Below are 14,388 nucleotides of genomic sequence, written 5' to 3'. Positions count from 1 at the left end.
GATGCGTACCTTTGCCCGCTTTTCCTTAATCAGTCCCCCCTGGAGAGCGCCATGTCCGCTGATCTCGAGCATATCCGTCAAATCATGCGAGAGGCTGACTGCCTGTACACCGAAGCTGAAGTCGAGGCGGCCATCGCCCGCGTCGGTGCACAAATCAACGACCAACTGGCTGAAAGCAATCCGGTGGTGTTCTGCGTGATGAATGGCGGGCTGATTTTCTCCGGCAAGTTGCTGACCCATCTGAACTTCCCGCTGGAAGCGTCCTACCTGCATGCCACTCGTTATCGCAACGAAACCAGCGGCGGCGATCTGTTCTGGAAAGCCAAGCCGGAAGTGTCGTTCATCGACCGTGACGTGCTGATCATCGACGACATCCTCGACGAAGGTCACACCCTGGGCGCGATCATCGACTTCTGCAAACACGCTGGCGCGCGCAAAGTGCACACCGCCGTGCTGATCGACAAGGACCACGACCGCAAGGCTCGCCCGGACCTGAAAGCCGATTTCGTCGGCCTGCCATGCATCGACCGTTACATCTTCGGTTACGGCATGGACTACAAGGGCTACTGGCGTAACGCCAACGGGATTTTTGCTGTTAAAGGCATGTAAGAACATGACCGTGCCGAGCTTTCTCGATCAAACCCTGTTCGCTGAATTGGCCGAGAAAGCCGCAGCCAATTCTCGCGGGCGTCAGCATCACAACTTCCATCAGATGGAAGACGCCTGTCATCGCATGGTGGTTGGCTTGCAGCCTGACACCTATGTCCCGCCTCATCGGCACGTGGGGGAAAACAAGGCTGAAACCTTGTTGGTTCTCAAAGGGCGACTGGGTGTGTTGATTTTCGATGAGTCTGGCGGGGTGCTGAGTAAACAAATCCTGCAGGCCGGTGGCGACTGTCTTGGTGTGGACCTGCCAGCCGGAGTGTTCCATAGCCTGGTGGTACTGGAAGCGGACAGCCTGATGTTCGAGTGCAAGGCCGGCCCCTATCGCCCGGTCGGTGAAGGTGAGCTTGCTCGCTGGGCGCCGCGCGAAGGCGAGCCTGGTGTGGCTGAGTATCAGGCGTGGATGCGCGCGCTGTTCACCTGAACGGCGCGCTCAATTTTCCCCGGCCAGCCAGCGTTCGCTTTTGCGACGAGCCTGTTCCAGGTTGTTCACATAGGCCAGCTGACGCTGTTCCCGATGGATGCCCGCGCGTCTGAGCTTCAGGCGCACTCGTGGGGCGGTCGCCACCAGAATCAGGCCAATGCCGTCCGTGCGGTAATCCCTCAGGATATTGTCGAAGGCCGCCAGCGCCGTCATGTCCAGCATGGGCACGGCGCTCATCTCGACGATCACCACTTTGACCTCCGGACTGAATTTGCGTAGCACCCCCAAGGCTTTTTCGGCCGCGCCGAAGAACAACGGCCCACGAATCGCATAGCAGCGAACATGTGCCGGCAGATCCTGCAAGGCTTGATGGAAGCCTCGGGGCAGTTCGGCGGTGTCCGTAAGATCGCTCATGCGCTTGATAAATAACCCGGCGGCGAGCAGCAGGCCGACGGCGACAGCCATCACCATGTCGAACAACACCGTCAGGCTCAGGCAGGTCAGCAAGACCAGCACATCGCTGCGGGGCGCGATGTGCAAGGTATGCAGCACGTGCCGGGCTTCGCTCATGTTCCACGCCACCATGACCAGTAATGCGGCCAATGCAGCCATCGGCAGGTAGCTGAAAAGCGGTGCGAGGACGAGTATCGCAATCAGCACCACCGCGCTGTGAATAATGGCCGCCAATGGCGAAAAGGCTCCGCTGCGCACGTTGGTGGCACTACGGGCAATCGCCGCCGTGGCGGTAATACCGCCGAACAGCGGAGCGATCAGGTTGCCCAGGCCCTGACCCAGCAGTTCTGCGTTGGGGTCGTGTTTACTGCCGGTCATGCCATCCGCCACCACCGCACACAACAAGGATTCGATAGCCCCGAGCATGGCAATGGCGAACGCCGGCGCCAGCAACTGACGGATCAAGTCGTAAGACAGGTGCAGAGGCTGGCCGTCGGGGCCGGGTAGATTCCACGGCCAATCGAAGCTTGGCAGGAACGGCGGAATGCCAGGGTGGCTGACGCCCTCGACCATATAGCTGAAACGCTCACCCAATGTCGCCACCGCCAGCCCGCTGTGCTCCAGCGCCAAACCCAGGAGCGCGCCGATGGTCAGCGCCACCAGATGCCCCGGAATTCTCGGCACCCACCGTGGCCAGACAATCAGAACGGCCAGGCAGGTGATGCCGATGATCCCGTCCCCTAGCCGGGCGCTGGGCAATGCCAGAATCAGTACGCCCAGCTGTTCGATGTAGTGTTCTGCCTGGCCTGCGGTGTTCAGGCCCAGCAAATCCTTCAATTGCAGGGTTGCAATGACAATGCCGATCCCGGCGGTAAAGCCCAGGGTGACCGGATACGGAATGTACTGAATCAACCGCCCGGCTCGAATCAGCCCCAGGGCAATGAGGATGACGCCGGCGAGCATGGTGCAGAGCAGCAGGCCGCCCAGGCCGTATTGTTGGGTAATGGGTAGCAGAATGACCACGAACGCAGCGGTCGGCCCACTGACATTGAAACGCGAACCTCCTGTCAGGGCGATCAGGGGGGCGGCGATCAGTACCGTATACAACCCTTGCTGGGGCGGTACACCCACGGCAATCGCCAGGGCCATGGCCAGCGGAATGGCGATAATCCCTACGGTCACCCCGGCACTGATGTCGCCGCGCAAGCCTTTGAGGGTGTAGCCGGCGCGCCAGGTCTGACGCCAGGCGGCGAACAACGGGGGAACGGAGAACGACATGAGCACTCCACGGTAGACGGCGCACTGTTGAACGACGGCTGAAAGCTCTTCCAGTATGGCCAGCGTCGTACTGCGAAGTATTGACCCATATCGCTAATTCGCGCGGTTGATCCTCATGCTAGAGTGCTCGGCTTCGCCTTGGGAGCCTGACATGAGCCTTTTGATCCGCAGCTGCGCCGCCCTGTTGCTGACCGTCAGCCTGCCTCTGGCGGCCGCCCCGGCGCCGATGCACGCGCAGTTCCTGCCTCCAGATGACCTGACCCTGCGTGATGCGGAACCCGAACAGCAACAGCTGTTGCAGGTCACCGAGTATTCGGTGGTGGTCGGCAGCCAGCGCCAGTCCAACCAGCAGCCGATTCCGGTGACCTCACCGTTGCTGATCCGCCTCAAGGGCAAATCCTTGAACAAGGGCGCGACCATCAACCAGGTGCTGGTCAATTTCGATGGCGAAAGCAAAAGCCTGAAAAAGCCGATCTACGACGACAAAAGCAAAACCCTGACGCTGTTTTACCCGATGGCTCAGTACCGGGTGGTAATCGACTTGTTGCGCAATGACACGGTGTATTGCCAGTTCCTCAGCTACGCCAACGGTCATGTCTGGGCCGATCTGCACACGGGCGCTGTTCGTCCGCGTTGAGCCCGGTGGCCAGGGAGGGGTAAACTGCCCGCCCCGTGAAATGTCTGCGAGCTGGAGTCGGCAATGCGTAAAGATAAGAAGCAAGTGATTGGTGACGAGATCGGCGATGAGCAGATCAAGCTGTTCCTCGATTTCGAACCGGTCGACGCCACGTCGCCGTCGCTGCACAAACTGATCAAGGCCTATCGCGGCTTGCGCATCGATGACTTCGGGCGTTTTCTGACGTTCTTCGTCGAAGCCGGTCTGGATCTGGACGGCAAGGATGAGCACGGCAATGACTTTGTTGCCCTGATCAAGGATCAGCGCAACGCGGCCGAGTACATCGAACTGATCGAAAAGGCTCGCGGTTAAGATTTTTCAAGGCACAAAAAAACGCCCCGCTCTCAATGAGAACGGGGCGTTTTTTATGCGGCCGAATCAAGCGTAGCTTTCGGTCTCGTTGCTGGCTTCAACCAGTTCCAGCGCGACGTTGTTCTGCACATTGATCTTGCGATACAGCGCAGCATCGGTTTCCAGAACCTTTTCCCGAGCCGGGAAGATTTCCGCCAGTTTGGCAGCCCACTCACCGGACGCTTTGTTCGGGAAGCATTTTTCGATCAGTTCCAGCATGATCGAAACGGTCACCGACGCGCCTGGCGAAGCGCCGAGCAGGGCAGCAAGGGTGCCGTCCTTGGCCGCGACCAGTTCGGTACCGAACTGCAGAACGCCGCCCTTTTTCGGGTCTTTCTTGATGATCTGCACCCGTTGGCCGGCCACTTCCAGGCGCCAGTCTTCGGCTTTCGCTTCAGGGTAGAAGCGACGCAGCGAGTCCAGGCGCTGCTCCATCGACTGCATCACTTCGCTGACCAGGTACTTGGTCAGGTCCATGTTGTTTTTGGCCACGGCCAGCATCGGGCCGATGTTGCCGGCGCGAACCGACATCGGCAGGTCCATGAAGGAGCCGTGCTTGAGGAACTTGGTGGTGAAACCGGCGTAAGGTCCGAACAGCAGAGACTTCTTGCCATCGACGACGCGGGTGTCCAGGTGCGGCACCGACATCGGAGGCGAACCCACGGCCGCCTGGCTGTAAACCTTTGCCTGGTGGTGTTTGACCACTTCCGGGTTGTCGCAACGCAGCCACTGGCCGCTGATCGGGAAGCCGCCGAAACCTTTGCTTTCTTCGATGCCCGAAGCTTGCAGCAGCGGCAGTGCCGCGCCACCGGCGCCCAGGAACACGAATTTCGCGTCGACGTCGCGGGAATTGCCGCTGTTGACGTCCTTGATGCTGACGGTCCAGCCGTTGCCGTTACGCTTGAGACCGGTCACGCGCTTGCAGTACTTGACCTGGGCATCGGGTGCGCTGGTCAGGTGCTTGAGCAACTGATTGGTCAGGGCGCCGAAGTTGACGTCGGTGCCGTTCATGACGCGGGTGGCGGCGACGACTTCGTCGGCCGGCCGGCCAGGCATCATCAGCGGCATCCACTCGGCCATGGTGGCCTTGTCTTCGGTGTATTCCATGTCCGAGAAGGCGTGGTGCTTGCTCAGCGTCTTGAAGCGTTCCTTGAGGAAGGAAACGCCATCGTCGTTCTGGACGAAGCTCAGGTGCGGAACCGGACTGATGAATGTCTTGCACGAGCCGAAGGTACTTTTCTTGGTCAGGTAGGACCAGAACTGCTTCGACACCTCGAACTGGGTGTTGATGTGCACGGCTTTCTTGATGTCGACGGTGCCGTCGGCGGCCTGCGGCGTGTAGTTGAGCTCACACAGCCCGGCGTGACCGGTACCGGCGTTGTTCCACGGGTTCGAACTCTCCGCAGCACCGGAATCCATCAGCTCGACGACTTCCAGCTTGATCGCGGGGTCGAGCTCTTTGAGCAGTACAGCAAGGGTGGCACTCATGATGCCGGCCCCAACCAGTACTACGTCGACTGCTTCGTTATGCGCCATTTAACGCGTCTCCAAAATCTGCAGCACCAAATTGTCGGCATGGCTGCCAGGCGTTCAGGGGCGTGTCAGTGATGCCCCAGGTACCCATGGCAGTATCGCCATGTCCGAATCTTCGCAATTTTTCGCAACTTCGACGGACGCTACCGGCCGGGTCTAAAAGAGTTACATGAACTCACTTCAACGCGCGGCTGGCAATTCGACTTATGGTCGATACATCCGTTTGTGCAACCAAATCCGTAGGGGACAGGCTTCAGGCTCCGGTGTTCGAGGTGTACTCGGTCCTGTGTCGTTGGGCTGTTTCAGACGCTAATGGTGCATATTCAGACGCAAAACTATTCATTTGCTCGCCACACTCTTGTGAAGTTGTGAAAACCCGTTTTTTTCACGCTCTTTTGAAGACGTGAACCTCAAAAAAGGGCTGCCCCAGCCTGGCACCGTGCCCGGATGGATTGCCGCCATGGGATACATGACAGGCAAAACGGGCAAACAGCTCAGTGACCGAGCGTAATGACAGCTCTGCAGATTCGCGAAAAGTGGGGGTTTTGCTCAAGGAACAGCAAGCGCGCCAGCTTCACTCGATCTGTGTGGGCGGCTCTCTGTAGGGCGGTGCGGGGTGTCAATACAAGCGCATTGACGATGCTGCGAGGCCCGATCAGGAGACGTCCTTATAATCGGGGGGAGATTGTAGCGAAGAAACGCAGGGAAATGGTCGTGTTTAATGACTTTTATTAGGTGTTCGGTCAGGTGGCCAACAGGTGTTGAGCTTGCGCACGTGGCTGGCGCTGGTTGACACGGGCGCTAGGGGGCAGGGGATGGTGTAACCAGTTGAGCCGGATTTCCTCGATTTCGACCCAGCCATCGCCCATCGGCTGGAGGCTGCACTGTTTGAATGCCTGGCAATGGCCGTTGCGGTCGAGCAGGGCGAAGCAGCGATGCAGAGGGCGCGGAGTGAATAGCGAGATGAGATAGCGCATGGCGAAGTACCTCGTAGGGTGACTGCTGTAAAGGTTGCCAGCGAGCCGTGACGAGCAAGTGTATGGGCGGTGACATCTATGTGACAGGAACCCGGCTCCCAAGGGTTTGTCAGACATTTCAGTAATCACTGCAGGGCTCTAGTTAGCCGCAGTGGCGCACCGCTATACTGCGGGCCTTAGTGCCTGATTCTGGAGAGAAGCGCATGTTGCAACGCCTGTTGTTCGGTTTGATCACTGTGACCAGTTTGACCCTGGTCGGCTGCGCCCACAGCCCGCAACAACTGAATCCGGAACCCAAGCTGACGGCTCAGCTGGCGCCGGTCGGCCATGGTCAGCCGGTGGTGGTTCGTGTGGTGGACGGTCGTCCGTCGCCGACTCTGGGCACCCGTGGTGGCCTGTACCCTGAGACCAGCGCGATCACCGTGCAGGGCGCGCAGATTCTGCCGAAGTTGCAGGCTCAGGCCGAAGCGGCCGTGCGGTTGTTGGGCTTCACCCCAACCTCCAATGCGCTGAACGCTCCGCAGTTGACCGTGACCCTGGCCGAGCTGAAGTATCAGTCGCCTAAAGAAGGCATGTATGTAACTGAGGCCACCATTGGCGCGACGTTCCGCTCCGATGTGCAGAATGCCAATCGTCGTTACAGCGGTCGTTATGGTGCGTCCCTGGATCAGCGTTTTGGTATGGCGCCGAATCAGGAAACCAATACCAAGCTGGTCAGCGATGTGTTGAGCGATGCGTTGACGCGTCTGTTCAAGGATCCGACGATTGGTCAGATTCTCGGCGAGTAAGCGTTCGCTGGATTCAAAAAAGCCCGGTGCCAGTGATGGTCCCGGGTTTTTTCATGCCTGTCGATTTCCTACGGACCTGCACTGAACAACTGTGGGAGCGAGCTTGCTCGCGAATGCGGAGTATCAGTCAACATCAATGCAGCTGACACACCGCCATCGCGAGCAAGCTCGCTCCCACAAGGGATCTGCGGTGTCAGGGGGCGCCAGACTGGCGTATGCAGATGACGGCGCCGTGACACAGGGCAGGGATTGGTCAAATGATTCGTTATTTGTCGGAAAGCAAGGGCAGGTGGCGAGGCTTTCGGTAAACTTCGCGCCGCGGTCGTCGGTTCGGCGTCTGCCACCTGTTTTGCTGAGGTTCGTGATGTCGTTGCATTTGATTTCGCTGTTTACCAACCATCCCGCCAAGTTGATCAACCTGTTGGCCTTGTTGTTTGCCTTTCCGGGCGGCTGGTTGCTGCATGCCACTCGTCGCCGCGAACAGCGCGCGCTGGCCGTTCTCGAAGCGCAAAGCCAGAGCCGTCGTATCGATGGCCCGACGTTGATGCTGGACGGCGCGACCTTGCGCATGAACCGGTTTTTCTATCGATTCGGTTTTGCCTGCCTGGGATTGGCGCTGCTGGTGTCGTGGATCAGTACACGCTTCTGACAGCAAAATACGCAACAATGAAAACGGCGCCCGAGAGCGCCGTTGTCGTATCCAGCCAAAAACGTTACAGCGGCAATCCCGCTTTCACACGGTACTGATTGCGCACCGGCGTCGCGTATTGCAGCACCATGAACGGACGATGCTCCTCGGGGCACGCGTCCAGACGCTGTTGCCATTGCTCCTTAGCCTTGGCCAGTTCGTCGGCCGCAAACACCTCGGCGGCTTTCGGCACCTGCAATTGCGGGTCGGCGTCTTTCCACTGGGCGTAAGCGAGGTAGTGCACCGGGAACAGGCGGTAGCCGCCGAGGATCTGCCGGTCCATCTCGATCGCCAATTGCTTGGTGTCGTCGAACAGCTCGGTGATCGGCGAGGCGAAGTTCACATGCACGCGGCCCTTGTAGCCGGTGATGCCCTTGGCGATGCTCACATCGTCCTCGCCCGGCACTTTGGTGTAGCTGCCGGTGGTGGCGCGGATGAAGAGTTCGCGGGCCTTGGCTTGATCGCACGGGTCATATTCGTAGCTGATCGACACCGGAGTGAGGTTCAACGACTGAATGACTTCGCCGAACGGCTCGTCCTTGCGGCTCATGTGGAACATTTTCAGGATTGCCGACTCGGTGCGGTCGTCGCCGTCCTTGGCCCGGCCTTCGGCCTGGGCGATCCAGATCGAGGCGCAATCCTTGCGGATCGAGTGGTTGATGTAGGCCGACAGCAGCTGATACGCCGCCATCTTCTCGCGGCGACCGGTGATCGAACGGTGCACGATGAAGCTCTTGTTCAGGCGCATCAGATCGCTGACGAAGGGCTTTTGCAGCAGGTTGTCGCCGATCGCGATGCGCGGTGTCGGCAAGCCGGCGTGGTACACGGCATAGTTGACGAAGGCCGGGTCCATCACGATGTCGCGGTGGTTGGCAATGAACAGGTAGGCGCTGCCGGACTTGAACTGCTCGACGCCGGTGTACGTCACCCCGTCCGTGGCTCGCTCAATGGTGTGGTCGACGTACATCTCGACTTTATCCTGCAACGTGGCCACCGACGTGACGTCAGCGAACTCACGGCGCAGCCGATGAGCTATAAGAGGTTTGAGCATCCAGCCGAAAGCACCGGCAAAACGCGGGAAGCGGAAGTGGATGAGGATATCTAGAAACGCCTTGTCGCCGAGCAGCCGGTCCAGCACTGCCGGGACTTCGCTGTCATTGTAAGGTCGGATGGCATCGAATTCGCCCATCATGCTCTCTTGTTAGAAACGGCTAGGGTAAGTAAAGGTTTTGATCGAAAACCAACGGGGCACGGTCTGAAAAGTTAGCCAGACAAAAATAGCCCTGCAAATAGACCGGCGATTATACGCACAAGTCACCTGGGAGACCGCGATGCTGGAAACCGAGCGCTACGAATGTCCGTATTGTGGTGAAGAGGCTGAGGCCGTTCTGGACTTGTCCGGTGGCGATCAGACCTATATCGAAGACTGTCCGGTGTGTTGTCGCCCCATCACGTTTGTTCTGCAGACTGACGGTCACGAATGGTTGCTCGAAGTTCATAGCGAAAACGAATGAAAGGGGCACCCCATGCAGCGAATCTACGAGCCGGAAAACCTCATGGAAGGTGAGTTGCTGCAAAGCATGTTGGCCAGCGAGGGCATAGAGGCCCATTTGGTGGGCCGCGATTTGCTCGGTGGCAGCGGCGAGTTGCCGATCTTTGGCCTGCTGGGCCTGTCAGTCGATAACGACGAGGCCGAGTACGCCCGGGAGTTGATCACCGCGTACAATGCCGCGCTGCCACTGCCCGGCGATGAACCGGAAAGTTTTCCCGGTACGCTGGTCTGTTAGGCTGACGTTCGTTTTATCAAGAGTCGTGTTGCCCCATGTGTGGACGTTATGCCCTGTTTCGCTGGAACCCCGCCTTCGCGGCCCTGCCTGGCTTCCCCGCCGATCAGCAGGCCCAATGGAATATTTCCCCCAACGATTCGGTGTTGATGCTGCGCGCGGGTGTTGACGGCCAGCGCGAGTTGGCCCGCGCGCGTTGGGGTTTGACGCCGCCGTGGCTGACCGATTTGTCCCGTACGCCAGCCCATGCCCGGGCCGAAACCGTCGCTGAGCAACCGATGTTTCGCCAGGCCCTGCGCGAACGCCGTTGCCTGCTGCCGGCCAACGGCTTTTATGAATGGCGCGGAACGCAGCGCAAGCGTCCGTTCTGGCTGACGCCGGGACAGGGCTCGACGCTGTTTTTTGCGGCGATTTGGGAAGCGTATCCGGTGCAGGAGCAGGTGTGGCTGAGTACGGCGGTGATCACTCAGCCGGCGGCGAGTCAGCGTCGGCCGCTGATTCTCGATGCGGCGGGGCAGGAGGCGTGGCTCAATCCAGAGACTCCGTTGCATGCCTTGCAAGCGTTACTCGCCAGTGAGCCCGCAGCGTTGCGCGAGCGGGTGTTGGCGAATCTGGTGAACGATCCGAAGCTCAATGGGCCGGAGTGTCTGACCCCCGGCTAACCTCTCAATGATCGTTCCCACGCAGAGCGTGGAAGCGATCATTGAACCCTAAACCTTGAATTGATTGATCAACCGCCGCTGCTGCTCAGCCAGCTTGGTCAGATCCGCACTCGCCGCACTCGACTCATCCGCTCCGCCCGCCACTTCATTGGCCACTTGCCCGATGTTGATCACGTTCCGATTGATGTCATCAGCCACCGCACTCTGTTCCTCGGCCGCACTGGCAATCTGGGTGTTCATGTCGTTGATCACCGACACCGCCTGCGTAATCGTCTCCAGTGCCTCGGCCGCTTTCGCCGCGTGCTGCACGCTTTCATCGGTGCGGCTCTGACTGTCCTCCATTACCCGCACCACATCGCGCGTGCCTTGTTGCAGTTGCTGAATCATGGTCTGAATTTCTTCAGTGGCTTTCTGAGTCTTCTGCGCCAGGTTGCGCACTTCATCGGCTACCACCGCAAAACCGCGTCCCTGTTCGCCGGCGCGGGCCGCTTCGATGGCCGCGTTCAAGGCCAGCAGGTTGGTCTGTTCGGCGATCCCGCGAATGGCCGTCAGGATCGCGTTGATGTTCTCGCTGTCCTTGGCCAAGGTTTGCACCACGCCGACAGCCTTGCCGATTTCTATCGCCAGCACGCCAATCGAGTTCGACGTGTCCCGCACGATTTGCATGCCCTGCGCTGCTGCCTGATCCGCATGGCTGGCAGCTTGCGCAGCCTGGGTCGCGTTGCGCGCCACGTCCTGGGCGGTGGCAGTCATCTCATGCACCGCCGTGGCCACTTGATCGATCTCGGCCATTTGCTTGTGCACGCCGATGTTGGTGCGGATGGCGATGTCGGCGGTATGTTCCGACGAGTCGCTGACGCTCTGCACCGAAGTCACCACCTGGGTGATCATCACCTGCAACTTGGCCAGGAAGGTGTTGAAGCCTTTGGCGATCGAGCCCAATTCGTCGGCGCGGTCGCTGGTCAGGCGTCGAGTCAGGTCACCTTCGCCCTGAGCGATGTCGTCGAGCATGGCAACCATCTGCTTCAGCGGCCGGGCAATGCCGTGGCCCACCAGCCAGATCACCAGCAAGCCGATACCGGCAATCAACAAGCCGACCATGGCCATGCCGAAGGTGTCGGACTTGCGCTGGGCGTCCAGATCACCCTGAAGCTTTTGCAGGTCGGCCATCACCGCGTTCAGCGGCAGTTGCAGCATGAGGGTCCAGCGGGCGTCGGTCTGGCCAATACCGAACGGCAGGTACAACTCGATCCGGCCCTGGGCCTTGTCGACGGTGTAGGTGACTTCGCCGCGCTTGAGATTGGCCATGTTGGCGATCTGCTGGCTGTCGAGGATGTCGCTGACCTTCTCGCCGAATTTGCTTGGGTCCTTGGTGTAGGCAACGATCCGGCTGTTGCCGCCAATCAGGGCCATTTCACCAGCGCCGCTGTACAGCTTCTGATTCGCCCCAAGGAGCATTTCCTGGATGAAGTTCACTGAGAGGTCGGCGCCGACGATGCCCTGGAAGGCGCCATTGAGCATGATCGGTTCTATAAAGGAGGCGAGCATGACGATCTTGTCGCCAACCTTGTAGGGCGCCGGATCGATCACGCAGGATTTTTTGGTTTCTTTCGAGCACAGGTAGTACTCGCTGGCGCGAACGCCGGTGGACAGGGTTTTCTGGTCGTCGACGTCCACCAGTTTGTCCAGGCCCAGGCTGCCGTCTTCGTTACGGAACCACCATGGCAGGAAGCGCCCGTTGCTGGCGTCGATGCCGACAACCTTGGTGTCGACGTAGGCCGCGTCGTTGTGATCGAGGGCGTTTTTTTCCCAGCCGATGTAGGTGCCGAGAATTTTCGGGTTCTGGGTGACGTTTTCCTTGATCAGACTGATCAATTGCTCACGGTTCAGGTTCAACTGTGGCTGGCCATCGGCGCCCGGGGTGCCGATCAATGCATTGACTCGCACCAGTCCGCCGGCAATCAACAGTGGCGCTTCGAGCTCGCGCTGGATCTGGCTGACCTGGGTTTGCGCCAGTGACGTCAGGCGTTGTTCGATGACTTGCTCGAATTGTGCCTGGGTCCGCTGCTGGACCATGTCCTGTGTCCGTGCGCCGGAAAACAACGCGTACAGCACCAGGGCTGCCACGACACTAAGAACGATGGCGCCGGCGAGGGCCGCCACGGAAAACTGGATCGACTTGAATTTCATTGGTGCTCCGCACGCAAGAGGACGTCTGCGGTGCTGTATCGGCGGGGTGTCGATGGTCATGAGCGGGGTTTGGCGAATTGGCTGTTTTGGAATGTTTGATGTCGTAAATGAATTAGTGTGTGCTACACGTCCGTTGTATCTGGCGCCGATACAATTCACCGCCTAGGATACGCCGCATGTTTTCAGGGAGTTTTTTGATGAGCAAGACATTGGTTTTGTGTGCACTGAGCGCAGGTCTGCTGCTCGCCGGTTGTCAGTCGGTCAATACCACCAGCGGTGGTGCGGTGGGCGTTGAGCGCAAGCAGTACATGTTCAGCATGTTGTCGACCGACGAGGTCAACCAGATGTACGCCCAGTCTTATCAAAAGACTGTCGGCGAGGCGAACACCAAAGGCGTGCTGGACAAGACCAGTAACGAGGCCAAACGTGTCCAGGCGATTGCCGACCGGCTGATTGCCCAGGCGCCGGTTTTCCGTCCGGATTCGGCCCAATGGAAATGGGAAGTCAACCTGATCAAGAGCGACGAGCTCAACGCCAACTGCGGGCCTGGCGGCAAGATCATTTTCTACACAGGGCTGATCGACACCCTGCAACTGACCGACGATGAGATCGCCGCGATCATGGGCCACGAAATCGCCCACGCCCTGCGCGAGCATGGTCGTGAAGCGATGTCCAAGGCTTACGGCATCGAAATGGCCAAGCAGGGCGCCGGTGCCTTGCTTGGTCTGGGTCAGGACAGCCTCGCGCTGGCGGATACCGTGGCCAACTACGGCATGACCTTGCCCAACAGTCGCGCCAATGAAAACGAGGCGGACCTGATCGGCCTGGAACTGGCCGCTCGCGCCGGTTACAACCCGAACGCCGCGATCACCCTGTGGAACAAGATGACCAAGGTTTCGGAAGGTTCGTCGCCGGAGTTCATGAGCACTCACCCGGCGTCGTCGAGTCGTATTGCTTCGTTGCAGGCGGCGATCCCGAAAGTCATGCCGCTGTACGAGAAAGCCAGAAAGTCCTGATAGTCATGTGGCGCGGCTGCTGACGCCACCCCTTCAAGTCTAAACATACAAGCGAGCTTGCTCGCGATGAGCGATGACGCGGAGTCACTGACTTACCGCGTCAAACCCAACCGCTGCTCTGCATCGCCTTGTACACCGCGACAATGGCGAGGATGAAGAACGCCGACGCCGCCAGGCGACGGATCAGGGTGAGCGGCAATTTATCCGCGGCAAAGTTACCCGCCAAAACCACTGGCACGTTGGCAATCAGCATGCCGGCGGTAGTGCCGATGATCACCAGCCACAGTTCCGGGTATTGCGCCGCGAGCATCACCGTGGCGACTTGAGTCTTGTCGCCCATCTCCGCAAGGAAAAACGCGATCAGCGTGGTCAGGAACGGTCCGAACTTGCGGGCGGTGCTGGCTTCGTCGTCATCCATCTTGTCCGGCACCAGGGTCCACAATGCGGTCGCGGTGAAGCTCGCGGCGAGGATCCAGTGCAGCGTCGCATTCGAGAAGAAACTACCGACCCAGGCACCTACCGCGCCGGCGGCCGCGTGGTTGGCCAGGGTTGCAGCGACGATACCGGCGATGATCGGCCAGGGTTTACGAAAGCGAGCGGCGAGAATGAGCGCGAGCAGTTGCGTCTTGTCGCCGATTTCGGCCAAGGCAACGATTGCGGTGGGAACGAGAAGTGAATCCAGCATCAGGTTTTTCCTAAGGGGCGGGTCGACACGGCTATGACACGTACAGCCTTCCCGCCCCGGGTAAGGTGTTCGTGTCATAGGTCTTGTCAAACCCTGCGATCCGTCTGATGCGGACGCTTGGGTCGCATACGCCATGGTCTGTTGACCAAGTATGTTGACGTATGCCGGACGAGCATGGCGCTCGTGGGAGACTACTCCCCTAGGACGGAGCGGATTCTGC

Annotated in this window: 16 protein-coding genes and 1 riboswitch; of the genes, 10 read left to right on the top strand and 6 right to left on the bottom strand. The window is 59.5% G+C overall.

Going from position 1 to position 14,388, the window contains the following annotated elements; translation table 11 throughout:
• Positions 1-51: 51 nt before the first annotated feature.
• Positions 52-609, top strand: coding sequence for a hypoxanthine-guanine phosphoribosyltransferase (locus tag MO767_RS17075; protein ID WP_282481447.1), 558 nt, complete (start codon positions 52-54; stop codon positions 607-609).
• Positions 610-613: 4 nt separating this feature from the next.
• The gene (locus MO767_RS17070; protein ID WP_282481446.1) at positions 614-1,087 is read left to right on the top strand and encodes a WbuC family cupin fold metalloprotein; all 474 of its coding nucleotides are present in this window, start codon (positions 614-616) and stop codon (positions 1,085-1,087) included.
• A 9-nt stretch (positions 1,088-1,096) separates the two neighbouring features.
• Here the strand turns inward: MO767_RS17070 and dauA are convergent, their stop codons facing one another.
• Positions 1,097-2,818, bottom strand: a complete 1,722-nt coding sequence (dauA, locus tag MO767_RS17065; protein ID WP_282481445.1) for a C4-dicarboxylic acid transporter DauA — start codon at positions 2,816-2,818, stop codon at positions 1,097-1,099.
• A 151-nt stretch (positions 2,819-2,969) separates the two neighbouring features.
• Here dauA and MO767_RS17060 point away from each other — a divergent pair, with 151 nt between their 5' ends.
• Together MO767_RS17060 and MO767_RS17055 are read left to right on the top strand one after the other, a co-directional pair.
• On the top strand, positions 2,970-3,455 hold the full coding sequence (locus MO767_RS17060) for a hypothetical protein (RefSeq protein WP_008153398.1): 486 nt from the start codon (positions 2,970-2,972) through the stop codon (positions 3,453-3,455).
• Between the two features lie 63 nt (positions 3,456-3,518).
• A complete protein-coding gene (locus tag MO767_RS17055; RefSeq protein WP_008153397.1) occupies positions 3,519-3,806 on the top strand; it encodes a PA4642 family protein in 288 nt (95 codons plus the stop codon).
• A gap of 66 nt (positions 3,807-3,872) precedes the next feature.
• Here the strand turns inward: MO767_RS17055 and mqo are convergent, their stop codons facing one another.
• Both mqo and MO767_RS17045 read right to left on the bottom strand, forming a co-directional pair.
• Positions 3,873-5,381: a malate dehydrogenase (quinone) gene (gene mqo, locus MO767_RS17050; RefSeq protein WP_282481444.1), complete on the bottom strand. Its 1,509-nt coding sequence runs from the start codon at positions 5,379-5,381 to the stop codon at positions 3,873-3,875.
• A 740-nt stretch (positions 5,382-6,121) separates the two neighbouring features.
• Positions 6,122-6,355 (bottom strand): hypothetical protein, encoded by a 234-nt coding sequence (locus tag MO767_RS17045; RefSeq protein WP_282481443.1) that lies wholly within the window; start codon positions 6,353-6,355, stop codon positions 6,122-6,124.
• Positions 6,356-6,558: 203 nt separating this feature from the next.
• Here MO767_RS17045 and MO767_RS17040 point away from each other — a divergent pair, with 203 nt between their 5' ends.
• Together MO767_RS17040 and MO767_RS17035 are read left to right on the top strand one after the other, a co-directional pair.
• Positions 6,559-7,143 (top strand): YajG family lipoprotein, encoded by a 585-nt coding sequence (locus MO767_RS17040; RefSeq protein WP_123365654.1) that lies wholly within the window; start codon positions 6,559-6,561, stop codon positions 7,141-7,143.
• 364 nt (positions 7,144-7,507) lie between these two features.
• On the top strand, positions 7,508-7,792 hold the full coding sequence (locus MO767_RS17035; protein WP_282481442.1) for a hypothetical protein: 285 nt from the start codon (positions 7,508-7,510) through the stop codon (positions 7,790-7,792).
• Positions 7,793-7,856: 64 nt separating this feature from the next.
• Here the strand turns inward: MO767_RS17035 and MO767_RS17030 are convergent, their stop codons facing one another.
• On the bottom strand, positions 7,857-9,020 hold the full coding sequence (locus MO767_RS17030) for a 1-acyl-sn-glycerol-3-phosphate acyltransferase (RefSeq protein WP_282481441.1): 1,164 nt from the start codon (positions 9,018-9,020) through the stop codon (positions 7,857-7,859).
• Positions 9,021-9,162: 142 nt separating this feature from the next.
• Here MO767_RS17030 and MO767_RS17025 point away from each other — a divergent pair, with 142 nt between their 5' ends.
• The 3 genes from MO767_RS17025 to MO767_RS17015 are packed head-to-tail and all read left to right on the top strand — an operon-like array spanning position 9,163 to position 10,277.
• Positions 9,163-9,345: a CPXCG motif-containing cysteine-rich protein gene (locus MO767_RS17025; protein ID WP_129441317.1), complete on the top strand. Its 183-nt coding sequence runs from the start codon at positions 9,163-9,165 to the stop codon at positions 9,343-9,345.
• A gap of 12 nt (positions 9,346-9,357) precedes the next feature.
• On the top strand, positions 9,358-9,618 hold the full coding sequence (locus MO767_RS17020; RefSeq protein ID WP_008153386.1) for a DUF2007 domain-containing protein: 261 nt from the start codon (positions 9,358-9,360) through the stop codon (positions 9,616-9,618).
• A 35-nt stretch (positions 9,619-9,653) separates the two neighbouring features.
• The gene (locus MO767_RS17015; protein ID WP_282481440.1) at positions 9,654-10,277 is read left to right on the top strand and encodes an SOS response-associated peptidase; all 624 of its coding nucleotides are present in this window, start codon (positions 9,654-9,656) and stop codon (positions 10,275-10,277) included.
• Between the two features lie 48 nt (positions 10,278-10,325).
• Here MO767_RS17015 and MO767_RS17010 read toward each other — a convergent pair whose 3' ends face one another.
• Positions 10,326-12,467: a methyl-accepting chemotaxis protein gene (locus MO767_RS17010; protein ID WP_282481439.1), complete on the bottom strand. Its 2,142-nt coding sequence runs from the start codon at positions 12,465-12,467 to the stop codon at positions 10,326-10,328.
• Between the two features lie 197 nt (positions 12,468-12,664).
• Here MO767_RS17010 and MO767_RS17005 point away from each other — a divergent pair, with 197 nt between their 5' ends.
• Complete coding sequence (locus tag MO767_RS17005; protein ID WP_282481438.1) at positions 12,665-13,483, top strand: M48 family metallopeptidase; 819 nt, start codon at positions 12,665-12,667, stop codon at positions 13,481-13,483.
• Positions 13,484-13,583: 100 nt separating this feature from the next.
• On the opposite strand, the gene MO767_RS17000 is transcribed toward MO767_RS17005, so the two are convergent.
• On the bottom strand, positions 13,584-14,168 hold the full coding sequence (locus tag MO767_RS17000; RefSeq protein ID WP_008155932.1) for a TMEM165/GDT1 family protein: 585 nt from the start codon (positions 14,166-14,168) through the stop codon (positions 13,584-13,586).
• A gap of 89 nt (positions 14,169-14,257) precedes the next feature.
• Positions 14,258-14,380, bottom strand: a riboswitch (yybP-ykoY riboswitch).
• Positions 14,381-14,388 lie beyond the last annotated feature (8 nt).

Origin of the sequence: Pseudomonas sp. UYIF39, from assembly GCF_029963765.1 — a bacterium.
In the GTDB taxonomy this organism is placed as follows: Bacteria; Pseudomonadota; Gammaproteobacteria; order Pseudomonadales; family Pseudomonadaceae; genus Aquipseudomonas.
Note: the sequence above shows the minus strand (reverse complement) of the source record. Positions and strands in the feature narration are given on the sequence as shown.